Origin of the sequence: Stenotrophomonas sp. GD03777 (genome assembly GCF_029842485.1) — a bacterium.
Taxonomy (GTDB): Bacteria; Pseudomonadota; Gammaproteobacteria; order Xanthomonadales; family Xanthomonadaceae; genus Stenotrophomonas; species Stenotrophomonas sepilia.
This window is the reverse complement of the sequence record NZ_JAOCGL010000028.1, coordinates 12,028-34,045: the sequence shown is the minus strand read 5'-3', so window position 1 is coordinate 34,045 and position 22,018 is coordinate 12,028. Positions and strand designations below refer to the sequence as shown.

The following is a 22,018-nucleotide window of genomic DNA, read 5'->3' as shown; positions in this document are numbered from 1 at the left end:
ATGCGCATCAATCCCGCATTCGACCTGCACCCGGCGCAGCAGAACGATCCAGCGAAGATCGACAAGGTCGCTCGCCAGCTGGAAGGCCAGTTCGCACAGATGCTGGTCAAGAGCATGCGCGATGCCAGCTTCGGCGACTCGCTGTTTCCCGGCGAGAACAAGATGTTCCGCGACATGTACGACCAGAAGATTGCCGAGGCGATGACCCGCGGCAAGGGCCTGGGCCTGTCCGGCATGATCACCCGCCAGCTGTCCGGCCAGGCCGCCGAAGGTCCGGCACTGGATACCCGCGTGGATCCGGCCAAGGCCAGCCGCGCTTACCAGCTCAACGCGCCGGCCAGGCCGGCACCGTCGCTGCCCCTGGAAGATGGCAGCCAGGCCGTGCGCATGCTGCAGCAGATGGCCGCAGGCGCGCAGCACGGTGCGCAGGCCGCGCTGGCACCGATGGAGCAGGCACTGGACCTGATCGCCGGCCGTGAGAGCAGCGGCCTGCACCGCTCGCTGGGCACCGAGGATCCGTACATCGGCAGCCTGCAGGGCGAGGACTGGGCCGCCAACAGCGACCAGTGGACGGCGACGGCCAGCAATCGCGGCACGGCCGTGAGCCGGGCCGATGCCCTGGCCACGCGCACCGCGGTCGCCCAGCTCGGCGAGCATACCCCGGAGGGCTTCGTCGCCAGTATCTGGCAGCACGCACAGAGCGCGGCCAGGGAACTGGGCGTGGATGCCCGCGCCCTGGTCGCGCAGGCCGCGCTGGAGACCGGCTGGGGCAAGCGCCACATCAAGCATGCCGATGGCAGCACCTCGCACAACCTGTTCGGCATCAAGGCCACTGGCTGGAACGGCCAGCGCGCCACGGCCGGCACCCATGAATATGTCGATGGCGTGCGCCGCAACGAAACCGCCAGCTTCCGCGCCTACGGTTCAGCGGCCGAGAGCTTTGCCGACTACGTGCGCCTGCTGAAGACCAGCCCGCGCTACCAGCAGGCCCTGCAGGCCGGCACCGACGTGCAGGGCTTCGCCCGTGGCCTCCAGCGCGCCGGTTACGCCACCGATCCGCGCTACGCCGCCAAGATCGCTGCGATCGCCGGCGGCCCGACCATCGAGCGCGCCGTAGCCGCCGTGGCCGACGCCGGCTCGCGCCTTGGCCAGACCTTCGCCAGCACCGCGACCGCGGCGCTGGGTATCACCCGTCGTTGAGGAACACCATGTCCAGCGTACTTTCCACCGGTACCGGTGCCCTGCTCGCCTTCCAGCGAGCGTTGGCGACCACCAGCCACAACGTGGCCAACCTCAATACACCCGGCTACAGCCGGCAGAAGGTCAACTTCGCCACCGCCGATCCACAGAACTATGGCTACGGCACGGTCGGCAACGGCACCCGCATCACCGACATCCGTCGCACGGCCGACCAGCTGGCGATCTCGCGCCTGCTCGACAGCAGCGGTGAGCTGGCGCGCCTGAAGCAGCTTTCGGGCATGGCCGACCGGGTCAACGCCCTGTTCTCCGATGCTGCCACCAACGTGGCCGGCGTCTGGTCGAACTTCTTCGACTCGGTCAGTGGCCTGTCGTCCAACGCGGCCGGCACCGCCGACCGCCAGAACATGCTCGACGGTGGCAAGGCGCTGGCCAACCGATTCGTGCAGCTCAACACGCACCTGAACAATCTCAACAGCGAGGTCAACAACGGCCTGCTGGCCGGTGCGACCGAGGTCAACCGCCTTGCGCAGGAGATCGCGCAGATCAACGGTGCCATCGGCACCAACATTGCCTCGGCTGCACCGGACCTGCTCGACCGCCGCGATCAGCTGATCACCCAGCTGATCGGCTACACCGGTGGCACCGCGGTGATCCAGGACGGCGGCATCATGAATGTCTACACTGCCGGCGGCAACGCGCTGGTGGTGGGCACCACGGCGACCAAGGTCACCACCGTGGCCGATCCTTACCAGCCCGAGCGCCTGCAGTTGGCACTGGAGACCCAGGGCAACACCATCCGTCTCGACCCGAAAGCGGTCGGTGGCCAGATCGGGGGCCTGCTGGAATTCCGCGACACCGTGCTGACGCCTGCGCAGGCCGAACTGGGCAAGCTGGCGGTGGGCCTGGCCGAGAGCTTCAACCAGGTCCACCACCAGGGTGTGGATCTGTATGGCCAGATGGGCGGGGACTTCTTCAACATCGGCAGCCCGCGCGTGACCGGCAACAACAGCAATACCGGAACCGCCAGCCTCAGCGCCACCTATGGCGACCTGGGCAAACTGGACGCGCAGAACGTGGTGCTGCAGTTCGATGGCACCACCTGGAAGGCCAGCCGCGCCGACACCGGCGCCAGCATTCCCCTGACCGGTACCGGCACCGCCGCCGATCCGCTGGTGATCAACGGCGTGAACCTGGTCGTCGGCGGCACCCCGGCGGCCAATGACCGCTTCCTGCTGCAGCCCACCGCCGGCGTGGCCGGCAGCCTGGAGATGGCCATCACCGATCCGTCGCGCATTGCCGCGGCCGCCGCAGTCAAGGGCGCAGCCGCCACCGCCAACACCGGTACCGGCAAACTGAGCGGCGTCACCGTCACCGATTCGGCCAACGCGAACCTGCGCAATCCGTCGGCGATCGTGTTCACCTCGGCGACCACCTACACCATCGACGGTGGCCCGCCTCAGACCTATACGCCTGGCCAGACCATCAGTGCCAACGGCTGGAGCTTCGTACTGGACGGTGCGCCGAAGGTGGGCGATACCTTCAACATCACCCCGACCCCGGCCGGTTCGTCGGACAACAGCAATGCCTCCAGGCTGGCCAAGGTGGAAAGCACGAAGGCCTTCAACGCCGGAACGGTGACACTGAACGGTGCACTGGGTGGCCTGACCACCCAGGTCGGCGCCGCCGCCCGCTCGGCCGAGTACTCGCTCGATGCGCAGCTGGTGATCAATGACAAGGCACAGGAAGCCCGCGACGAGGTCTCCGGCGTGAATCTGGACGAAGAGGCCGCCGACATGCTGCGCCTGCAGCAGGCCTACCAGGCTGCCTCACAGCTGATTTCCACCGCCGACAGCATGTTCCAGACCATCCTGGGGGCCGTCCGCCGATGAGCAGCCGCATCTCCACCAGCATGATGTTCAACCAGTCGGTGTCGCTGATGATGGCCAAGCAGGCCAAGCTCAGCCACCTGGAGCAGCAGATTGCTACTGGCAGCAAGATCGTCAGCGCCAAGGACGATCCGGTTGCCGCCGGCACTGCAGTCGGCCTTGACCGCAGCCTGGCCGCACTGGACCGCATGAAGCTCAACGCCGGCAATGTGCAGAACCGCCTGGGCGTGCAGGAAAACACCCTGGCGCAGGTCAACGACCTGATGGCGCGCGTCAACGATCTGACCATCCAGGCCAGCAATCCGGCACTGAGCGCGGCCGACAAGAAGACGCTGATCACCGAGGTCAACCAGATCCGCGATGGCCTGCTGTCGCTGGCCAACGCCGACGATGGTACCGGCCGCTACGTGTTCGGTGGCACCAACGACGGTGACCCGCCGTTCGCCAAGATCAACGGCAAGGTCGTCTATCGCGGCGACCAGACCCAGCGCCAGGTTGAAGTCGGCCCCGATACCTATGTTCGCGACGCCCTGCCCGGCAGCGAGATCTTCATGCGCATCCCCACCGGCGACGGCTTCGTTGACGGCAGCGCCGCGGCCGGCAACACCGGCAACGGCGTGCTGACCAACATCACCCGCGACGGCAGCGACAGCTGGAACGGCCAGGGCTTCAGCGTGCGCTTCACCACCGGCACCCAGTACGAGGTGGTGGATGGTGCGGGCAACGTGACCGGCACCGGCACCTACAAGGCTGGCGACGACCTGGAAGTGAACGGTGTGCGCCTGCGCATCACCGGCGCACCCGCAGCGGGCGACAGCTTCAGCGTACAGGCCGCCAGCAGCCGCGACATCTTCGCCACCATGGACAACCTGGTCGCCGCGCTGGGTGCCGACACCGGTACCACCGCGCAGATGACTGCGCAGCAGAATCAGCTGCAGAGCGCACTGCGCGACGTGGCGCGCGCCTCGGAGCGGATGATCGATTCGCGCGCTGCCGGTGGTGCGCAGTTGAAGGCGCTGGACAACGCGGCGGAGATGCGCGAGGCCAATGGCGTGACCCTGAAGACCACGCTGTCGCAGATGCGCGACCTGGATTACGCCGATGCACTGAGCCAGTACCAGCTGCAGAGCACCGCACTGCAGGCGGCGCAGACGATCTTCTCGCAGATGCAGTCGATGTCGCTGTTCAACAAGCTGCGCTGACGCCTCTCCTGCGTCACCCCTGAAAGGCCGCGATGCCCTGCATCGCGGCCTTTTTCGTTTGCGCGCCTGCCCGCCACCACGCGGCCCTCTGGCCATCTCCGGCCGATTCTCCGTGATTGCCCATCAAGCCGGGTCGCACCCCGCCGATACCTTCATCAGCGCTGGTCAGGCCCTGCCCGACCGCCCCGCCCGGGGTCGCTTCCATCCTGGCAACAGGGCTGAAAACCCCGGGAAAAAAGCTTCAGGCAACGAATTCCGGCTTCAGCGGAATTCACGGCTAAAGGTTGTTGACAAAGCGCCGTTATTCATTTGGCAACGGCGAAGCACACAGCCACACAAAAAAACAGGCGGCGCTTCGTTTCATTCACCAACGGGTTCCATATAAGAGGAGACGACCCCATGGCACAGGTAATCAACACCAATACGATGTCGCTCAACGCTCAGCGCAACCTGAGCACCAGCGGCAGCTCGCTCGCTACCACCATCCAGCGCCTCTCGTCCGGCCTGCGCATCAACAGCGCGAAGGACGACGCGGCCGGCCTGGCCATCAGCGAGCGCTTCACCACCCAGATCCGCGGTCTGGACGTGGCCATCCGCAACGCCAACGACGGCATCTCGCTGGCCCAGGTCGCCGAGGGTTCGCTGAACGAAGTCGGCAACAACCTGCAGCGCATCCGCGAACTGGGTGTGCAGGCCTCCAACGCCACCAACTCGGCCAGCGACCGCAAGGCCCTGCAGGCGGAAGTGACCCAGCTGGTCTCGGAAATCGATCGTGTGGCCAAGCAGGCCGACTTCAACGGCACCAAGCTGCTGGACGGCAGCTTCACCAGCCAGCTGTTCCAGGTGGGCGCCAACGCCGGCCAGGCCATCGCCATCAACAGCGTGGTCAACGCCAAGGCCGATTCGCTGGGGGCTGCCACCTTCGCCAACGGCTACACCGGTACTGCGCTGGCGGTGGACAAGGCCACGGCCGACACCACCTACTCCGGCCTGCAGGTCTCGGTCACCCCGCCGGGCGGCACCGCCACCACGGTCACCATCAGCGACTTCACCGTGAAGGCCGGCGAGTCGATCACCTCGGCCACCGCTGCGGCGATCAACAACAAGCTGGGTGAAACCGGCGTGGTGGCCTCGGTCAATGCCGGCGTCATCAGCCTGGCTTCGGTCAAGGATGGCCAGACCTTCGCCCTGGGCGTCAGCGCAGCAACCCCGCCGGCCGGCGTCACCGCCGCGACCATCGCCGGCCTGGGCCTGACCGAGACCAGCACCAACGGCGGCACCCTGACCGGTGCGGCGGCCAGCTTCGTCAAGGACCTGAACGTCACCACCGCCGAAGGCGCACAGAAGGCGATGTCGATCGTCGACAAGGCCCTGGAATCGGTCAACAGCGTCCGCGCCGACCTCGGCGCGATCCAGAACCGCTTCACCTCGGTGGTCGCCAACCTGCAGACCTCCTCGGAGAACCTGTCCGCATCGCGCAGCCGCATCCGCGATACCGACTTCGCCAAGGAAACCGCCGAACTGACCCGCACCCAGATCCTGCAGCAGGCCGGTACGGCCATGCTGGCCCAGGCCAACCAGGTACCGCAGAACGTGCTCAGCCTGTTGCAGCGCTGACATGAGCCGCCCCCGGGGCACGTCGGGGGCGTCTGACCCAACTCACGTGCAACCGCTCAAGGACCTCTCCTCATGGCACAAGTCATCAACACCAATACGATGTCGTTGAATGCTCAGCGTAACCTGAGCACCAGCGGCAGCTCGCTGGCTACCACCATCCAGCGCCTGTCCTCCGGTTCGCGCATCAACAGCGCCAAGGACGACGCCGCCGGCCTGGCGATCTCCGAGCGCTTCGGCACGCAGATCCGCGGTACCGACGTCGCCATCCGCAATGCCAACGACGGCATCTCGCTGGCCCAGGTCGCCGAAGGCTCGCTGACCGAGATCGGCAACAACCTGCAGCGCGTCCGCGAGCTGTCGGTGCAGGCCGCCAACGCCACCAACTCGGCCAGCGACCGCAAGGCCCTGCAGGCCGAAGTGACCCAGCTCGTCTCGGAAATCGACCGCGTCGCCAAGCAGTCCGACTTCAACGGCACCAAGCTGCTGGACGGTTCGTTCTCCAGCCAGCTGTTCCAGGTCGGTGCCAACGCCGGCCAGGCCATCGCCATCGACAAGACCATCGATGCCAAGGCCAACGCCTTGGGCGGCGCCAAGTTCGACACCAACTCGCTGGCCCTGGCCGACCCGGGCACCAACGCCGACCTCAAGGTCACTGGCCTGCAGATCAATGGCGTGACCATCGCCGACGTCGATGTCAAGCAGGGTGCCGACGCCGCTGCCACCGGCAAGGCCTCCCGCGAGGCGCTGGTGACTGCCATCAACGCCAAGATCGGTGAGACCGGTGTCTACGCCGAAGTGAACGGCACCGCTGGCGTCACCCTGACCTCGGTCAAGGACAGCGTCAACGCCGATGGCTCGTTCAAGGCCATCACCGCTTCGGTGGGCACCTGGACCGGCGCTACCGCACCGACCTTCACCGCCACGCTGGCGACCGCCGCACCGGCGTCCAAGTTCGCCAGTGACCTGGACGTCAGCACGGTCAAGGGCGCACAGCAGGCGATGGAAGTGGTCGACAAGGCCCTGAGTGCGATCAACAGCACTCGTGCCGACCTGGGCGCCGTGCAGAACCGCTTCACCTCGGTGGTGGCCAACCTGCAGACCTCGTCGGAAAACCTGTCGGCTTCGCGTAGCCGCATCAAGGACACCGACTTCGCCAAGGAAACCGCAGAGCTGACCCGCACCCAGATCCTGCAGCAGGCCGGTACGGCCATGCTGGCCCAGGCCAACCAGGTGCCGCAGGGCGTGCTCAGCCTGCTGCGCTGATCCGCTCCCTGATCGACCTCCGGGCGCCGCATGACGCCGCGCCCGGATCCTGAAACACGTTCCACCTTCGCCAAAGGAAAAGCACCATGGCACAAGTCATCAACACCAACACCATGTCCCTGAATGCTCAGCGCAACCTGAGCACCAGCGGCAGCTCGCTGGCCACCACCATCCAGCGCCTGTCCTCCGGTTCGCGCATCAACAGCGCCAAGGACGACGCCGCCGGCCTGGCGATCTCCGAGCGCTTCGGCACGCAGATCCGCGGTACCGACGTCGCCATCCGCAACGCCAACGACGGCATCTCGCTGGCCCAGGTCGCCGAAGGTTCGCTGACCGAAATCGGCAACAACCTGCAGCGCGTCCGCGAGCTGTCGGTGCAGGCCGCCAACGCCACCAACTCGGCCAGCGACCGCAAGGCGCTGCAGGCCGAAGTGACCCAGCTGGTCTCGGAAATCGACCGCGTTGCCAAGCAGTCGGACTTCAACGGCACCAAGCTGCTGGACGGCTCGTTCTCCAGCCAGCTGTTCCAGGTCGGTGCCAACGCCGGCCAGGCCATCGCCATCGACAAGACCATCGACGCCAAGGCCAACGCCCTGGGCGGTGCCCAGTTCGCCACGGCCACTGCTGCCGTCACCGGTGCCGACAACGTTGATACCGCTGTTGCCGCGTTCACCATCACCGACAGCAAGGGCACCGTCGTCAACTTCGACGCGATGACCGTGAAGAGCGTCGGCGATGCGGCCGCCAACACCGCGGCAGCCGGCAAGGCCGTCGCAACCGCGATCAATGCCAAGATCGGCGAGACCGGCGTCTATGCCGAAGCCGACGCGGCCGGCGCGCTCACCCTGACCTCGGTCAAGGACAGCGTCAACAATGCCGGTGCTTTCACGGCCTTCAGCAGCACCATCGCTGGGTTCACCGCAGGTGCCGCGCCGACCGCCAAGTTCGCCGACAAGATCGACGTGTCCACCGTGAAGGGTGCACAGCAGGCGATGGAAGTGGTCGACAAGGCCCTGGGTGCGATCAACAGCACCCGTGCCGACCTCGGTGCGATCCAGAACCGCTTCACCTCGGTGGTGGCCAACCTGCAGACCTCGTCGGAAAACCTGTCGGCTTCGCGTAGCCGCATCAAGGACACCGACTTCGCCAAGGAAACCGCAGAGCTGACCCGCACCCAGATCCTGCAGCAGGCCGGTACGGCCATGCTGGCCCAGGCCAACCAGGTGCCGCAGGGCGTGCTCAGCCTGCTGCGCTGATCCACGGCAAGAAGGCGCCGCTACCGTCGGGTCGAACCGACAGTAGCGGCAACCGGGAAGCCACGATGCACGAAGGCGCGGGCCATGCCCGGCCCGGGATGAGTCCCGAACCGGCTTGGCATCGCCCGCTCCTGCGGACCTCTCTTTCAGCGCTGTACCTTTGACTGTACGTACCGGGCGGCTTCGTCTCCCCCCGATTGTCAGTAGTCTGATCCCTCCCCTGCATTGGGGGAGGGCTTTTTGCAGACTCCCGGCAGCCCGCGGTGAACCCACCCGCACCCTGCCCCAGCCCACCTGCAACCCGCGTGCCAGAACCCGCGCCAGGCGATTGGCACGGCACGTGCATCAACGAAGTCCTCAAGACCCAGCGGCGCAGGCCGCTATTTTCGTTGACGACGGGCCAGCGCACGACGGCCGGGCCCGGATACCAGGAGAAACGACGTGGCAGACTTTGGATACGGTGGCATTGGCTCGGGGCTCAACATCTCGGACATCGTCAACCAGCTGGTCGCAGCCGACCGCAAGCCCGCCGACAATGCGCTGAACCTGCAGCAGTCCAAGGCCAAGATGCAGCTGTCGTCGATCGGCACCATCACCTCGGCCTTCGACAAGCTGAAGACGGCGCTGACCGCACTGAAGGCCACCACGGCGTTCGACACGCGCACCGTGACCGCAAGCAAAGGCGGCGACAAGGGCACCGACGAGATCCTGACGGCGTCGGTCGCGCTGTATGACGTCGGCACAACCAAGGCTGCCGCCTCCAATGGCACGCACGTGGTCAATGTCACCTCGCTGGCCACCGCGCACAAACTGATCGCCGATACCTCGGTACCCAAGACCGACACGTTTGCTGCCGGAACCTTGACGCTGACCGTTGGCGTGGGCGACAAGGCCAAGACCATGAACGTGGAGGTGGAGGACGGCGACACGCTGACCACCATCCGCAACAAGATCGATGCGGCTGGCCGCAAGGAAGGCGTGCAGGCCACCCTGATCAGCTCCGGCGACAACCAGTACCTGTCGATCGCCCAGGAGAAGACCGGTGCCGCCAACGCGATCAAGCTCGAATACGCAGGCAGCGACGCCAAGCTGGGGGGACTGGTCAACAGCCTCAAGCAGAACACCGCCGCCGCCGACGCCGAGCTGACCATCGATGGCGTGAAGGTCGTAAGCGCCAGCAATACGGTGGCCGATGCGGTTCCGGGCCTGACCCTGAACCTGAAGATGCCGGGCACCAGCACGGTGACCATCAGCACCGACACTGCGGCAGCCACCAAGGTGATGCAGGAGTTCGTCACCGCCTACAACGCCGCACTGGCGGCGATCAACACCGAAACCAAGTACGACGCCAAGACCAAGGAAGCCTCCACGCTGACCGGTGATGCGCAGATGCGCGGCGCCACCAGCCAGCTGCGCTCGGTGATGTCGAGCGTGCTCAAGGACCTGGCTGGTGACAAGCTCGATGCCAAGGCGATCGGTCTGGATACCCGCGGCTACCCCAATGCCGACGGCACGCTGATCCTGGACACCACCAAGTTCGCCGCCGCACTGGCCAGCCAGCCGGAGAAGATGCGCCAGGCGATCACCGGAGATACCGGCGGTGCCGGCAAGCTGTACACGCTGGTCGACGGCTATGTCAGCACCACGGTCGGCAAGGAAGGCGCGTTCGTCGCGCGGACCAAGGGACTGAACACCACGCTGGACAACATCGACAAGCGCCGCAAGGATCTCGACACGCGGATGAAGAGCGTGGAAGAGCGCTACAAGAAGCAGTTCATCGCGCTGGACAGCCTGATGGGCAAGTTGCAGCAGAGCAACACGGCGCTGCAGCAGCAGCTGGCACAGTTGAACCGCTGACGATGCGTGCGTGGCACTCAAGTTTGCCGCGCAATGCACCGATAACGGACGCAACAGCAATCATCGCCGCGCCGCCGGCACCGATCCCCACGATCGCCCGGCGGCACCCCGCGCAAGGAGAATCACGAATGTACGGTTCCAGCCGTCAATATGCCGAGCAGTACCGCCAGGTGGGAGTGACCAGTGCGGTCGCCGATGCCGATCCGCACAAGCTGGTGGCGATGCTGCTGGCCGGCGCGCTGGAGCGCGTGCGTCGCGCCCTGGCCAGCCTCGAGCGCGGCGACCAGGCCGGCAAGGGCAAGGCGATCGGCGAAGTCTGCGCGATCGTCGGCCACCTCAACGGCTCGCTGGACCATGAGGCCGGCGGCGAGATCGCCGGCAACCTGTCGGCCCTGTACGATTACGTGCTGCAGCGCCTGACCGAAGCCAACCTGCACAACGACCGCGCCGCGCTGGATGAATCGCTGCAGCTGCTGGGCGAGATCGACAGCGCCTGGAACGCGATCCCGCACGAACAGCGCCGCCCGGCCGCGGTGGCGCCATGAGCCTGCCCGAACTGCACGCGCAGCTGGATGCCTTCGAGAAGGCACTGGGCGATGACGCCCTGGACCAGGCCGACAGCCTGCTCGACGGGCACGACAGCACCCTGCATGCCCTGCTCAGCCAGCCGCTGACCGCTGCGGACCACGCGCCGCTGAGCGCCCTGTTCGAGCGCCAGCAGAGCCTTCTGGGCCTGCTGCGCCAGCGCCGCGATGCAGCAGCCGCACTGATGAATGACGGTCAGCGCTCTCTTCGCGCCGCCCATGCCTACCTGCAGGCAGAATCGCTGGCATGACCCAGCTGCCGACCACGTCGCTGCACCATCCTGCCGAAAGCGAGCTGTTCGACGAAACGCTCAGCTGCGAGCTGGCCCTGCCGGCCGAGTTCCAGGCGGGCAGCGCGGCCGGACGCACCAGCGGTGCCGAAGGCCTGTTGCGCAGCTTGGCACTGGTCGAAGACAGCCGTGTTGACGAGCACGACGAGCGCAACCAGGCCACCCTGCAGCTGCAACGCCTTGAAGCCAAGCTGGACCTGGCGATGGTGCTGCTCGGCCGCTTGGTGCGCCAGCAGGGCCTGGAACTGCCCCTGCGCCCGGTGCGCTGGTCGCGCCGTGGCATCCGCCTGCAGCTGGGCCCGCGCAGTGGTGCCAGCCCCGGACAGGCCGGCGTGGTGCGCCTGCAGCCCAGCGACTGGCTGCCCGACCACATCGACCTGCCGGTGGAAGTGATCGCCGAGGCAGCCGACGGCAGCGGCGGCCACTTCCTGTGGCTGCGCTTCCAGCGCCTCGGCGACGGCCTGGAAATGGCAATGGAACGGCACCTGTTCCGACTGCACCGCCGCCAGGTGGCCGAGGCGCGCCGGGCGCGCTGAAAGCTGCCACCATCACGCTTGGCGGGCAAGCCTTGGCGCGCCCGTTCAGCTAAGTTAAGGTGGACTCCCCTACACGGATCTGTTGCGTGCCTGTGCGAGTTCTCATCGTCGACGATCACACCCTCGTCCGCGCCGGCCTGGCGCGGCTGCTGCAGGGGTTTGCCGACGTGCAGCTCGTCGCCGAGGCCAGCAACGCCGAACAGGCACTGCAGCTGGCGCTGCAGCATGCGCCGGATGTGGTGCTGATGGATCTCTCGTTGCCGGGCCGCACCGGCCTGGAAGCGCTCAGCGACATCCGCCTGCGCGCCCCGGGCACCCGGGTGGTGATGATGACCATGCACGACGATGCCGCCCATGTGCGCGACGCCCTGGATCGCGGTGCGGTCGGGTTCGTGGTGAAGGATGCAGCACCGCAGGAGCTGGAACTGGCGCTGCGCGCCGCGCATGCCGGCCAGGTGTTCCTGAGTCCCCAGATCTCGGCCAAGATGCTGGCACCCATGCTGGGCCGCGAGAAGCCTACCGGCATTGCCGCGCTGTCGCCGCGTCAGCGCGAGATCCTGCGCCGCATCGGCAAGGGCGAAAGCAACAAGGAAATCGCCGCGGACCTCGGCATCAGCGTGAAGACGGTGGAAACCCATCGCGCACGCATGATGGAGTCGTTGGGCTGCCGCCGCGCCAATGACCTGTTGCTGCTGGCCGCGCGCCACCAGCACGAGCTGGAGTGATTGCCTGCGAATGGGGTCAGATCCCTTTCCGCAGGAAAGGGATCTGACCCCTGCCCGGCACTGCACCGGCGACGAATTCCCGTCACCCCGACATTCCCTGACAGGAATCCGTACACCGGCCGCTGCAAAACCCGCTGCGTCGGCACGACGAATCAATGACTTGGCGGCCCGTTTCGTCAATATCCCGAGCCAATGTAGGGATAACCCCTACATCCTGTCGGGACAACCACGAATCCCCTCAGGAACCCCCCGATTCCGCCCACGCCGGATCAAAAGCAAGATGCGTTCCACAAGGCGCCGGGGAGCGGCGCCGGGGAACCACGATGAAGGCTGCACTCTCGACCCAGCTGGGCCAACAACTTCACCTCACCCCGCAGCTGCTGCAGTCGATACGGCTGTTGCAGCTTGATGGCCTGCACCTGGAACAGGAAATCCAGCGCCTGCTGGACTCCAACCCGCTGCTGGAGATCGAAGAGGCCGAAGCGCCGGCCGCTGATGCCACCGAGGTCAGCGCCACCACGCTGGAAACCGCCGCGTTCGACGAGCTGCCGGAGTCTTCGATGTGGGACGTGGCCGGCGCCAGCTGGCAGGACGGCGACGACGACCGCATGGCGCGCATTGCCGCCGGTGAGTCGACCGACCCTCAGCTGCGCGTGCTGCAGCGCCTGGCGCTGGACATGGACGACAGCGAACTGGCGGTGGCCGCGTTCTGGCTCGACCACTGCGACGAGGCAGGCTACCTGCAGGCGCCACTGGCGCAGCTGCAGCTGCTGGCCAGCGCCCAGTTCGACATCGCCGCCGAAGGCGTCGAGGCCATCCGCCAGCAGCTGCTGCACGGTGAACCGGCTGGCATGGCTGCGCAGGACCTGCGCGAAGGCCTGCAGGCACAACTGCGCAGCCTGCACGGCGTGGTCCCCGCGCGTCACCTGGCCGCCCGCATCCTCGCTGGCGCGCTCGAGGCACTGGCCGCGCACGACTACCCCGCCCTCGCCCGCCAGCACGACGCCGAGATCGACGACGTGCGCGAGGCGGTGCGCCTGATCCTCTCGCTGCAGCCGCGCCCCGGCGACAGCCTGCTGCCCGAACGCAACGCTGTGGTAGTGCCGGACGTCGTCGCCTGGCACGCCGATGGGCAATGGAAGGTGGCACTGAACCCGGCCACCAGCCGCCGCGTCTCGATCAACAGCCAGTACGAACAGGCGCTGGCCGAAACCAGCGAAGCCGCGCCGGCACTGCGCGAGATGCTGCAGGAGGCGCGCTGGTTCAGCCGCGGCCTGTCGATGCGCTACGACACCCTGCTGCGCACCGCGCGCGTGATCGTCGAGCGCCAGGCCGCCTTCCTGGTGAGTGGCGAAGAGGCGATGGCGCCGCTGACCCTGAAGGAAGTGGCCGAGGAAATCGGCATGCACGAGTCCACCGTCTCGCGCATCACCACCGGCAAGTTCCTGCAGACCCCGCGCGGCACCTTCGAACTGAAGCACTTCTTCGCCGTGCGCCTGGAAGGCGCCAGCGTCTCCGGCCAGGCGGTGAAAGCCATGGTCCGCCGCCTGATCGACGCCGAACCCGCCGGCCGTCCGCTGGCCGACGAGGCCATTGCCGGCCTGCTGTCACGCCAGGGGGTGAACATTGCCCGCCGAACCGTCGCAAAATACCGAGAACAACTGGATATCGCCCCGGCCCGCGAACGGCGCCGGCTCAGCGCCAGGCAACCGCAGCTGGCCCGGGTGGGCTGAAAAGGATGTTGGACATGAACAAGCTCACGGTCCTGCTGGTCGATGACCACGAGGGCTTCATCAACGCGGCGATGCGCCATTTCCGCAAGATCGACTGGCTGCAGATCGTCGGCAGTGCCGGCAACGGCCTGGAAGCGATCGAGCGCTCGGAAACGCTGCGCCCGCAGGTGGTGCTGATGGACCTGGCCATGCCGGAGATGGGCGGCCTGCAGGCCACCCGCCTGATCAAGTCGCAGGACGATGCACCGTACATCGTGATCGCCAGCCACTTCGACGACGCCGAGCACCGCGAACACGCGCTGCGTGCCGGTGCCGACAACTTTGTCAGCAAGCTGTCCTACATCCAGGAAGTCATGCCGATCCTGGAAGGCCTCAGGGAGGAACAGTCGTGAGTGAATCGCGCATCCTGGTGCTGGACAACGACGCCGTGCGCGCAGAGCGCACCGTTGCCCTGCTGGAATTCATGGACTTCAATCCGCGCTGGGTCTCCGACGCGGCCGACTTCGACCTGGGCCGGCAGCGCCAGAACGACTGGATGGCGGTGATCGTCGGCAGCCTGGACGACAGCCCCGCCAGCACCGCGCTGTACAACTGGCTGGGCGGCAGCAGCCTGCCGCCTCCGGTGCTGCTGGCCGATGGTGATGCCGCAATGTTTGCCCAGCAGCACGGGCTGCATGAAGCGAATATCTGGCCGCTGGAAACGCCGCTGCGCCACGCACAGATGGAAGCCCTGCTGCGCCGCGCCAGCCTCAAGCGCCTGGATGCCGAGCATCAGGCCGGCGCCGCGCAGGACCAGGGACCCACCGGCAACGGCCCGGCAGTGAGCGCCCTGCGCACCATGATCGAGCAGGTGGCCGCATTCGATACTACCGTGCTGGTGCTGGGTGAATCCGGTACCGGCAAGGAAGTGGTGTCGCGCGCCATCCACCAGCGTTCGCCACGCCGTGACGGACCGTTTGTGGCGATCAACTGCGGCGCCATTCCGGCCGACCTGCTGGAAAGCGAACTGTTCGGCCATGAGAAGGGCGCCTTCACCGGCGCGCTCACCGCGCGCAAGGGCCGTTTCGAAATGGCCGAGGGTGGCACCCTGCTGCTCGACGAAATCGGCGACATGAGCCTGCCGATGCAGGTGAAGCTGCTGCGCGTGCTGCAGGAGCGCAGTTTCGAGCGCGTGGGTGGCAACCAGACCATCCGCTGCAACGTGCGCGTGGTGGCCGCGACCCATCGCGACCTGGAGACCCGCATCGCTGAGGGCAAGTTCCGCGAGGATCTGTTCTACCGCCTCAACGTGTTCCCGATTGAAGTACCCGCGCTGCGCGACCGTCGCGAAGACCTGCCGGCACTGGTGGAAACCATCGCCGCGCAGCTGGCCCGCACTGGCCGTGGCGAAGTGCGCTTCACCCCGGAAGCCCTGCAGGCGCTGGCCGGCTACGAATGGCCGGGCAACGTGCGCGAGCTGACCAACCTGGTCGAACGACTGGCCGTACTGCATCCGGGTGGCTCGGTGCGCGTACAGGACCTGCCGGCCCGTTATCGTGGCGATGCGGCACTGGCCGCCGTCGCTGCGCTGGCGCCGGCACCGCCCGCCGCCAGCGAAGAGCGACTGGACCTGCGCAGCTTCTCCTTCCACACACCCGGCAGCGGCAACCAGCCGGCGCTGGAACACGGTATCGCCGTCAATCGCCCGGCGGCACCGGCCGCACTGCCCGACGAGGGCATGGACCTGCGCAACCACATGGCCAGCATCGAACTGGGCCTGATCAACGAAGCACTGGAACGCACCCAGGGCGTGGTCGCCCACGCCGCCCAGCTGCTTGGCCTGCGCCGCACCACCCTGGTGGAAAAGCTGCGCAAGTACGGCATCGAACGCGAGCAGGCCGAACTGGCCGGCTGAACCGCGCCACCAGCATGAAGGGGGCACGAACGCCTGGGCTCGCCCGGGCGTTGGTGTTTTGGGCCCCTGGGCTCACATCCCCTTGCTGCGGAGCGGGATCTGAGCCCATTGCTTTTGCACGTTTTCCTAGAGACAACACCGCCGCAGTGCGGAGCATGGCGAGGACACCCCCAAGGAGGTTCCACCATGCATCGCCTTGCCCTGCTCGCCACCCTGCTCTGCCCGGCCCTGGCCACCGCGGCCAACTGCACGCTACCTGTCACGCTGGACCAGCGCCACTTCACCAACCTCAGCGATCCGTTGTATGCGCCGGACAATCCGAACGCCGGACGCATGGTGCAGGTCAGCTTCACCGGCAACCAGTACGTGCTGGATATCCTCGGCACCGACCTGCGCATCGGCGGCAGCTACCGCTACCAGCGCCTGGCCCCGCATATCGCGGAGATCCAGATGAGCGAAAGCCACCCGGCCGGCCCCGCACGCTACACCCTGCTGCTGACCTGCCTGAGCGACCGCCAGGGCCGCTTCATCTACACCCAGCACGACGGCCCCATCGCCCCGCGCCAGCGCCAGAATTCCGGCCACTGGACCCTGCAGCCGTAGGCCAGAAAACCGACGCCGGTTAAATGGCGCCTTCAATGGGGTCAGAGCCCGTTGCGTTGCAACGGGATACGACCCCGTGCCGACCAACGGTCGGCACCCACCATCAGTAGCAGGTTTCAACAGATCGCGGCCACCTGTCGCCGGACCCAGCCCGCCACCCCACGGATAGCCCGATTTTGACGTTGACGTTGATTCGGCGGGTGCAGGGCGCAGCCCTGCCAGCACACACACACCAGACCCTCACGTCACTGAATCGAAAACCGGTTTCGGCACGGCACTTGCACCTGCTCCAGCAGACAACCCCATCCCTGTTTCTGGAACCGTTGCAGATGTCCCACTCCGTCACTTCGATCCTTTCGCAGATCCGCTCCTATCAGACCCAGATGGGGCAGCCGGCGCTCAACCCGCTGGGCGAAACGCCGCGCAGCAACGCCCTGCCGGGCACGGTGCTGGACGCGCCGCAGGCCCAGCCGGCCAGCTTCACCGAAACCCTGCGTGGTGCGATTGCCGGCGTCAACGATGCGCAGCAGAAGTCCGGCGCCCTCGCCAAGGCCTTTGAAATGGGCGACCCCAGCGCCGACCTGGCCAAGGTGATGGTCGCCTCGCAGCAGTCCCAGATCGCCTTCCGCGCCACCGTGGAAGTCCGCAACCGTCTCGTCCAGGCCTACCAGGACGTGATGAACATGCCGCTGTAAGGAACATTGACGCATGGCACTGACGCTCTCCAAGGACAGCCTGAACGCCGAGAAGGCCGGGCAATGGTTCGACCGCCTGCAGAGTCTGCAGATCACCCGTCGGCTGGGCCTGATGGCGATGATCGCGGTGGCGGTGGCGGCAGGCCTGTCCGTGTTCTTCTGGTCACAGAAGCCGGGCATGGTCCCGCTGTACACCGGCCTGGACCAGAAGGCGACCGCTGAGGCGACCGACCTGCTGCGCGCCGCGCAGATTCCGTTCGCGCTCGATCCGGCCACCGGTGGCATCACCGTGCCGGAAAAGAACCTGCACGACGCTCGCCTGAAGCTGGCCGGCTCCGGCCTGACCGACAGTGGCAAGCTCGGCTTCGAGCTGATGGAACGCGACCCGGGCTTCGGCGTCAGCCAGTTCGTGGAAAGCGCGCGCTACCAGCACGCGCTGGAAACCGAGCTGTCGCGCACCATCAACACGCTGCGCCCGGTACGTGATTCACGCGTGCATCTGGCCATTCCCAAGCCCAGCGCCTTCACCCGCCAGCGTGACGTGGCCAGCGCCTCGGTCACCCTGGAACTGCGGGGCGGCCAGCAGCTGGAACGCAGCCAGGTGGACGCCATCGTGCACATGGTCGCGGCCAGCATTCCGGACCTGGCGCCGGAACGGGTGACCGTGGTCGACCAGAGCGGGCGCATGCTCAGCATCACCGACCCGAACAGCGAGGCGGCGGTCAACGCCGCGCAGTTCGAGCAGGTGCGGCGCCAGGAAACCTCGTTCAACCAGCGCATCCGCGAGCTGCTGGAGCCGATGACCGGCCCCGGCCGCGTCAACCCGGAAGTGAGCGTGGACATGGACTTCTCGGTGACCGAGGAAGCCCGTGAGCTCTACAACGGTGAACCGCAGAAGCTGCGCAGCGAGCAGATGAGCGAGAACACCACCAGCACGCCGGGTCCGCAGGGCGTGCCGGGTGCAACCAGCAACAGTCCGCCGGGCCAGCAGGCCGCGCCGGCCACCGCGCAGACCCCGACCGAAAGCAGCAAGAACGCCACCCGCAACTACGAGCTGGACCGCACCCTGCAGCACACCCGCCAGCCGGCCGGCCGCATCAAGCGCGTGTCGGTGGCGGTGCTGGTGGACAACGTGCCGCGCGCCGGCGCCAACGGCAAGATGAGCCCGCAGCCGCTGTCGGCCGCCGAACTGACCCGCGTCGAGGCGCTGGTCAAGCAGGCCGTCGGCTTCAACGCCGAGCGTGGCGACACCGTGTCGGTGATGAATGCCCCGTTCGTGCGCGAGACCACGCCCGAACAAGGCCCGGCCTGGTGGGAGCTGCCGTGGGTGCACGATGCCGGCCGCATGCTGCTGGGCGCGGTGGTGGTGCTGGCGCTGCTGTTCGGCGTGCTGCGTCCGGCGCTGCGCGCGATCACCGGCCAGAGCAGGAAGGCAGACGAGCAGGCGCTGGAGCCGCATACGGCGGATGTGCAGCTGGTCGATGACGATGGCATTGCGCTGCCAGCGCTGGGCACCGACCGGGCAAGCCTGGGCGGACCGGATGCGCTCGCACTGCCGGTGGATTCATATGAGGAACGACTGCGGATGGCGCGTGAAGCCGTGAAGACCGACTCCAAGCGCGTGGCCCAGGTGGTCAAAGGCTGGGTGGCCAATGACTGAGGCACAACTGACCGGAGTACAGCGCGCGGCCGTGCTGCTGCTTTCGCTGGGTGAGCTGGATGCGGCCGAAGTGCTGCGCCACATGGAACCCAAGGAAGTACAGAAGATCGGCATCGCCATGGCCACCATGACCGACATCACCCGCGAGCAGGTGGAGCGGGTGATGGACCAGTTCGGCCAGGAACTGGGCTCGAAGACCTCGCTGGGCGTGGGCTCGGATGACTACATCCGCAACATGCTGGTGCAGGCGCTGGGCAGCGAGAAGGCCGGCAACCTGATCGACCGCATCCTGCTCGGCCGCAACACCACCGGCCTGGACGCGCTGAAGTGGATGGACCCGCGTGCAGTGGCCGACCTGGTGCGCAACGAGCACCCGCAGATCATCGCCATCGTGATGGCGCACCTGGAAACCGACCAGGCCGCCGACGCGCTGAAGCTGCTGCCGGACCGTACCCGCGTGGATGTGCTGCTGCGCATCGCCACCCTCGACGGTATTCCGCCGAACGCGCTCAATGAACTCAACGAGATCATGGAGCGCCAGTTCGCCGGCAACCAGAACCTGAAGTCGTCGAACATCGGCGGCGTGCAGTGCGCGGCCAACATCCTGAACTTCATGGACAGCGGCCAGGACCAGGCAATCCTGGGCGAAATCGCGCGCATCGATGCGCCGTTGAGCAACCGCATCCAGGACCTGATGTTCGTGTTCGACGACCTGGTCGACCTGGACGATCGCGAGATGCAGCTGGTGCTGCGCGAGGTGAGCGGCGAGCGCCTGGGCCTGGCCCTGCGCGGCGCCGACATCAAGGTGCGCGACAAGATCACCCGCAACATGTCGCAGCGCGCGGCCGAGATCCTGCTGGAGGACATGGAAGCCCGCGGCCCGGTGCGCCTGTCCGACGTGGAAGGCGCACAGCGCGAGATCCTGGCGATCGTCAAGCGCATGGCCGATGAAGGCACCGTCACCATCGGTGGCAGCGCGGAGGCCATGCTGTGAGCAACGTCGTGCGCTGGCTTGCCCCGGACCTGCTGGCCCAGCCCGAACCGGTACTGGAGCAGGAGGGTGCTTTCGAACTCACCGAGCCGGATCCGGAACACGATCCGGAGCCGCCGCTGCAGCTGCCGACCCTTGAAGAGATCCAGGCGATCCAGGACAGCGCCGAGAAGGAAGGGTTCGAACAGGGCCATGCCGACGGCTACGGCCAGGGCCAGGCCGAAGTACGTCGCCTCGCCGCACAGATCGAAGGGATCCTGGACAACTTCAGCCGGCCGCTGGTGCGGCTGGAGAACGAAGTGGTCGGCGCCCTCGGCGAACTGGCGGTGCGCATCGCCGGCGCACTGGTCGGCCGCGCCTACGAAGCCGAGCCGGCACTGCTGGCGCAGCTGGTCGGCGAAGCGATCGACGCCGTGGGCGGCAGCACCCGCGAGGTGGAAGTGCGGCTGCATCCGGATGACATCGCTGCCCTCGCCCCGCTGTTGAATCTTTCGCCGACGCAGCGCCTGGTACCGGATACCAGCCTCAGCCGTGGCGACCTGCGCGTGCACGCCGAAGCCGTGCGCATCGACGGCACCCTGGAAGCCCGCCTGCGCGGTGCGCTGGATGCGGTGATCCGCCAGACCGGAGCGACGGCATGAGTGCCGGACCACAAACCACTCCGCCGCCGGCCGACTGGGCCGTAGCCCGCAACCTGCGCCTGGCGCGGCGCCTGGATGGCCTGCGCGTGGACACCGCGCATGGTCGCGGCCTGATCCGCGAGGGCGTGTTGCGCCGTGCGGTCGGGCTCACCCTGGAAGCGGTCGGCTGCGAAGCGCCGCTGGGTGCCAGCTGCAAGGTGGAAGTGGTCGACGGTGGCTGGGTCGATGCAGAAGTGGTCGGCTTTGCCGGCGAGCGCACCTACCTGATGCCCAGCGCCGAACTGCATGGCCTGCTGCCCAATGCCCGGGTGGTGCCATCGGCGCGCCGGGGCGGCGTGGAAGTGGGCGAAGGCCTGCTCGGCCGCGTCATCGACAGCGACGGCGTGCCGCTGGATGGCAAGGGCCCGATCCGCGCCGAGGGCCATGTTGGCATGGCCGGCGTGTCGATCAATCCGCTGGCGCGTGAACCGATCACCCAGCCGCTGGACGTGGGCGTGCGCGCGATCAACGCGCTGCTGCCGATCGGCCGCGGCCAGCGCGTCGGCCTGTTCGCCGGATCCGGCGTCGGCAAGTCGACGCTGCTGGGCATGATGACCCGCTACACCGCCGCCGACGTGATCGTGGTCGGCCTGATCGGTGAACGCGGCCGCGAAGTGCGCGATTTCGTCGAGACCACGCTGGGCGAGGAAGGCCTGCGCCGCGCCGTGGTGGTCGCCAGCCCTGCCGACCGGCCGCCGCTGGCGCGTCTGCATGGTGCCTACCGCGCCACCGCCATTGCCGAGTGGTTCCGCGACCAGGGCCTGAACGTGCTGCTGCTGATGGACTCGCTGACCCGCTTCGCCCAGGCGCAGCGCGAGATCGGCCTGTCGGTCGGCGAACCGCCGACCACCCGCGGCTATCCGCCGTCGGTGTTCGCCAAGCTGCCGGCACTGGTCGAACGCGCCGGCAATGGCGCCAAGGGCCGTGGCTCGATCACCGCGTTCTACACGGTGCTGACCGAAGGCGATGATCCGCAGGATCCGATCGCCGATGCCGCGCGCGCGATCCTCGACGGCCACATCCTGCTCTCGCGCCGCGTGGCCGACAGCGGCTTGTACCCGGCCATCGACGTCGAGTCGTCGGTCAGCCGCGTGGTCACTGAAATCGCCGACGAACCGTGGCGCCTGCGCATCCGCAAGTTGAAGCGACTGGTCTCGGCCTATTCGGCCAACCGGGACCTGATCGCGATCGGTGCTTACCAGCGCGGCAACGACGCGGCCACCGACGAAGCCCTGGAACGCTGGCCGGAAATCATGGAGTTCCTCGGCCAGGACGTTGCCAAGGCCGCAGATCTCCCGCACAGCCAGGCGGCGCTGCAGCGCCTGGTGGAACAAGAGAGTTAAGCC

At 67.2% G+C, this 22,018-nt stretch carries 20 protein-coding genes; all 20 read left to right on the top strand.

Features of this window, described 5'->3' with window-relative positions:
* The 20 genes from flgJ (at position 1) to N5E02_RS08550 (ending at position 22,015) form a co-directional block, all read left to right on the top strand.
* The gene (gene flgJ, locus N5E02_RS08645; protein WP_065178554.1) at positions 1–1,200 is read left to right on the top strand and encodes a flagellar assembly peptidoglycan hydrolase FlgJ; all 1,200 of its coding nucleotides are present in this window, start codon (positions 1–3) and stop codon (positions 1,198–1,200) included.
* 8 nt (positions 1,201–1,208) lie between these two features.
* Positions 1,209–3,089: a flagellar hook-associated protein FlgK gene (gene flgK, locus N5E02_RS08640; protein ID WP_053496686.1), complete on the top strand. Its 1,881-nt coding sequence runs from the start codon at positions 1,209–1,211 to the stop codon at positions 3,087–3,089.
* Positions 3,086–4,288, top strand: a complete 1,203-nt coding sequence (flgL, locus tag N5E02_RS08635) for a flagellar hook-associated protein FlgL (RefSeq protein WP_053496687.1) — start codon at positions 3,086–3,088, stop codon at positions 4,286–4,288. The genes flgK and flgL overlap by 4 nt, the downstream gene beginning before the upstream one ends.
* A 399-nt stretch (positions 4,289–4,687) precedes the next feature.
* The gene (locus tag N5E02_RS08630) at positions 4,688–5,905 is read left to right on the top strand and encodes a flagellin (RefSeq protein WP_005416451.1); all 1,218 of its coding nucleotides are present in this window, start codon (positions 4,688–4,690) and stop codon (positions 5,903–5,905) included.
* A gap of 72 nt (positions 5,906–5,977) precedes the next feature.
* Complete coding sequence (locus N5E02_RS08625; RefSeq protein ID WP_061478705.1) at positions 5,978–7,168, top strand: flagellin; 1,191 nt, start codon at positions 5,978–5,980, stop codon at positions 7,166–7,168.
* Between the two features lie 86 nt (positions 7,169–7,254).
* A complete protein-coding gene (locus N5E02_RS08620; protein WP_061478706.1) occupies positions 7,255–8,424 on the top strand; it encodes a flagellin in 1,170 nt (389 codons plus the stop codon).
* A 441-nt stretch (positions 8,425–8,865) separates the two neighbouring features.
* Positions 8,866–10,281 (top strand): flagellar filament capping protein FliD, encoded by a 1,416-nt coding sequence (fliD, locus tag N5E02_RS08615; protein ID WP_005416448.1) that lies wholly within the window; start codon positions 8,866–8,868, stop codon positions 10,279–10,281.
* A gap of 128 nt (positions 10,282–10,409) precedes the next feature.
* A complete protein-coding gene (gene fliS, locus N5E02_RS08610) occupies positions 10,410–10,826 on the top strand; it encodes a flagellar export chaperone FliS (protein WP_005416447.1) in 417 nt (138 codons plus the stop codon).
* The gene (locus tag N5E02_RS08605; protein WP_005416446.1) at positions 10,823–11,116 is read left to right on the top strand and encodes a hypothetical protein; all 294 of its coding nucleotides are present in this window, start codon (positions 10,823–10,825) and stop codon (positions 11,114–11,116) included. Before fliS ends, N5E02_RS08605 begins: the two co-directional genes overlap by 4 nt.
* Positions 11,113–11,691 carry a PilZ domain-containing protein gene (locus N5E02_RS08600; RefSeq protein ID WP_279946182.1) on the top strand — a complete coding sequence of 193 codons (579 nt, stop codon included), beginning with the start codon at positions 11,113–11,115 and terminating at the stop codon, positions 11,689–11,691. Before N5E02_RS08605 ends, N5E02_RS08600 begins: the two co-directional genes overlap by 4 nt.
* Positions 11,692–11,783: 92 nt before the next feature.
* Complete coding sequence (locus N5E02_RS08595) at positions 11,784–12,416, top strand: response regulator transcription factor (protein ID WP_005413261.1); 633 nt, start codon at positions 11,784–11,786, stop codon at positions 12,414–12,416.
* A 323-nt stretch (positions 12,417–12,739) separates the two neighbouring features.
* Positions 12,740–14,149 (top strand): RNA polymerase factor sigma-54, encoded by a 1,410-nt coding sequence (rpoN, locus tag N5E02_RS08590; RefSeq protein WP_164093465.1) that lies wholly within the window; start codon positions 12,740–12,742, stop codon positions 14,147–14,149.
* A gap of 14 nt (positions 14,150–14,163) precedes the next feature.
* Positions 14,164–14,541, top strand: a complete 378-nt coding sequence (locus N5E02_RS08585; RefSeq protein WP_005409556.1) for a response regulator transcription factor — start codon at positions 14,164–14,166, stop codon at positions 14,539–14,541.
* Positions 14,538–16,043: a sigma-54 dependent transcriptional regulator gene (locus tag N5E02_RS08580; RefSeq protein ID WP_279946181.1), complete on the top strand. Its 1,506-nt coding sequence runs from the start codon at positions 14,538–14,540 to the stop codon at positions 16,041–16,043. Before N5E02_RS08585 ends, N5E02_RS08580 begins: the two co-directional genes overlap by 4 nt.
* Positions 16,044–16,229: 186 nt before the next feature.
* A complete protein-coding gene (locus N5E02_RS08575; protein WP_049460596.1) occupies positions 16,230–16,646 on the top strand; it encodes a hypothetical protein in 417 nt (138 codons plus the stop codon).
* Between the two features lie 329 nt (positions 16,647–16,975).
* Positions 16,976–17,341, top strand: coding sequence for a flagellar hook-basal body complex protein FliE (gene fliE / locus N5E02_RS08570; protein WP_005409552.1), 366 nt, complete (start codon positions 16,976–16,978; stop codon positions 17,339–17,341).
* A gap of 13 nt (positions 17,342–17,354) precedes the next feature.
* Positions 17,355–19,001, top strand: coding sequence for a flagellar basal-body MS-ring/collar protein FliF (fliF, locus tag N5E02_RS08565; protein WP_049412900.1), 1,647 nt, complete (start codon positions 17,355–17,357; stop codon positions 18,999–19,001).
* Positions 19,002–19,008: 7 nt separating this feature from the next.
* Positions 19,009–19,995 carry a flagellar motor switch protein FliG gene (fliG, locus tag N5E02_RS08560; RefSeq protein WP_024958226.1) on the top strand — a complete coding sequence of 329 codons (987 nt, stop codon included), beginning with the start codon at positions 19,009–19,011 and terminating at the stop codon, positions 19,993–19,995.
* 53 nt (positions 19,996–20,048) lie between these two features.
* Complete coding sequence (locus N5E02_RS08555; RefSeq protein ID WP_231109035.1) at positions 20,049–20,633, top strand: FliH/SctL family protein; 585 nt, start codon at positions 20,049–20,051, stop codon at positions 20,631–20,633.
* The gene (locus N5E02_RS08550; RefSeq protein WP_065178546.1) at positions 20,630–22,015 is read left to right on the top strand and encodes a FliI/YscN family ATPase; all 1,386 of its coding nucleotides are present in this window, start codon (positions 20,630–20,632) and stop codon (positions 22,013–22,015) included. The genes N5E02_RS08555 and N5E02_RS08550 overlap by 4 nt, the downstream gene beginning before the upstream one ends.
* Positions 22,016–22,018 lie beyond the last annotated feature (3 nt).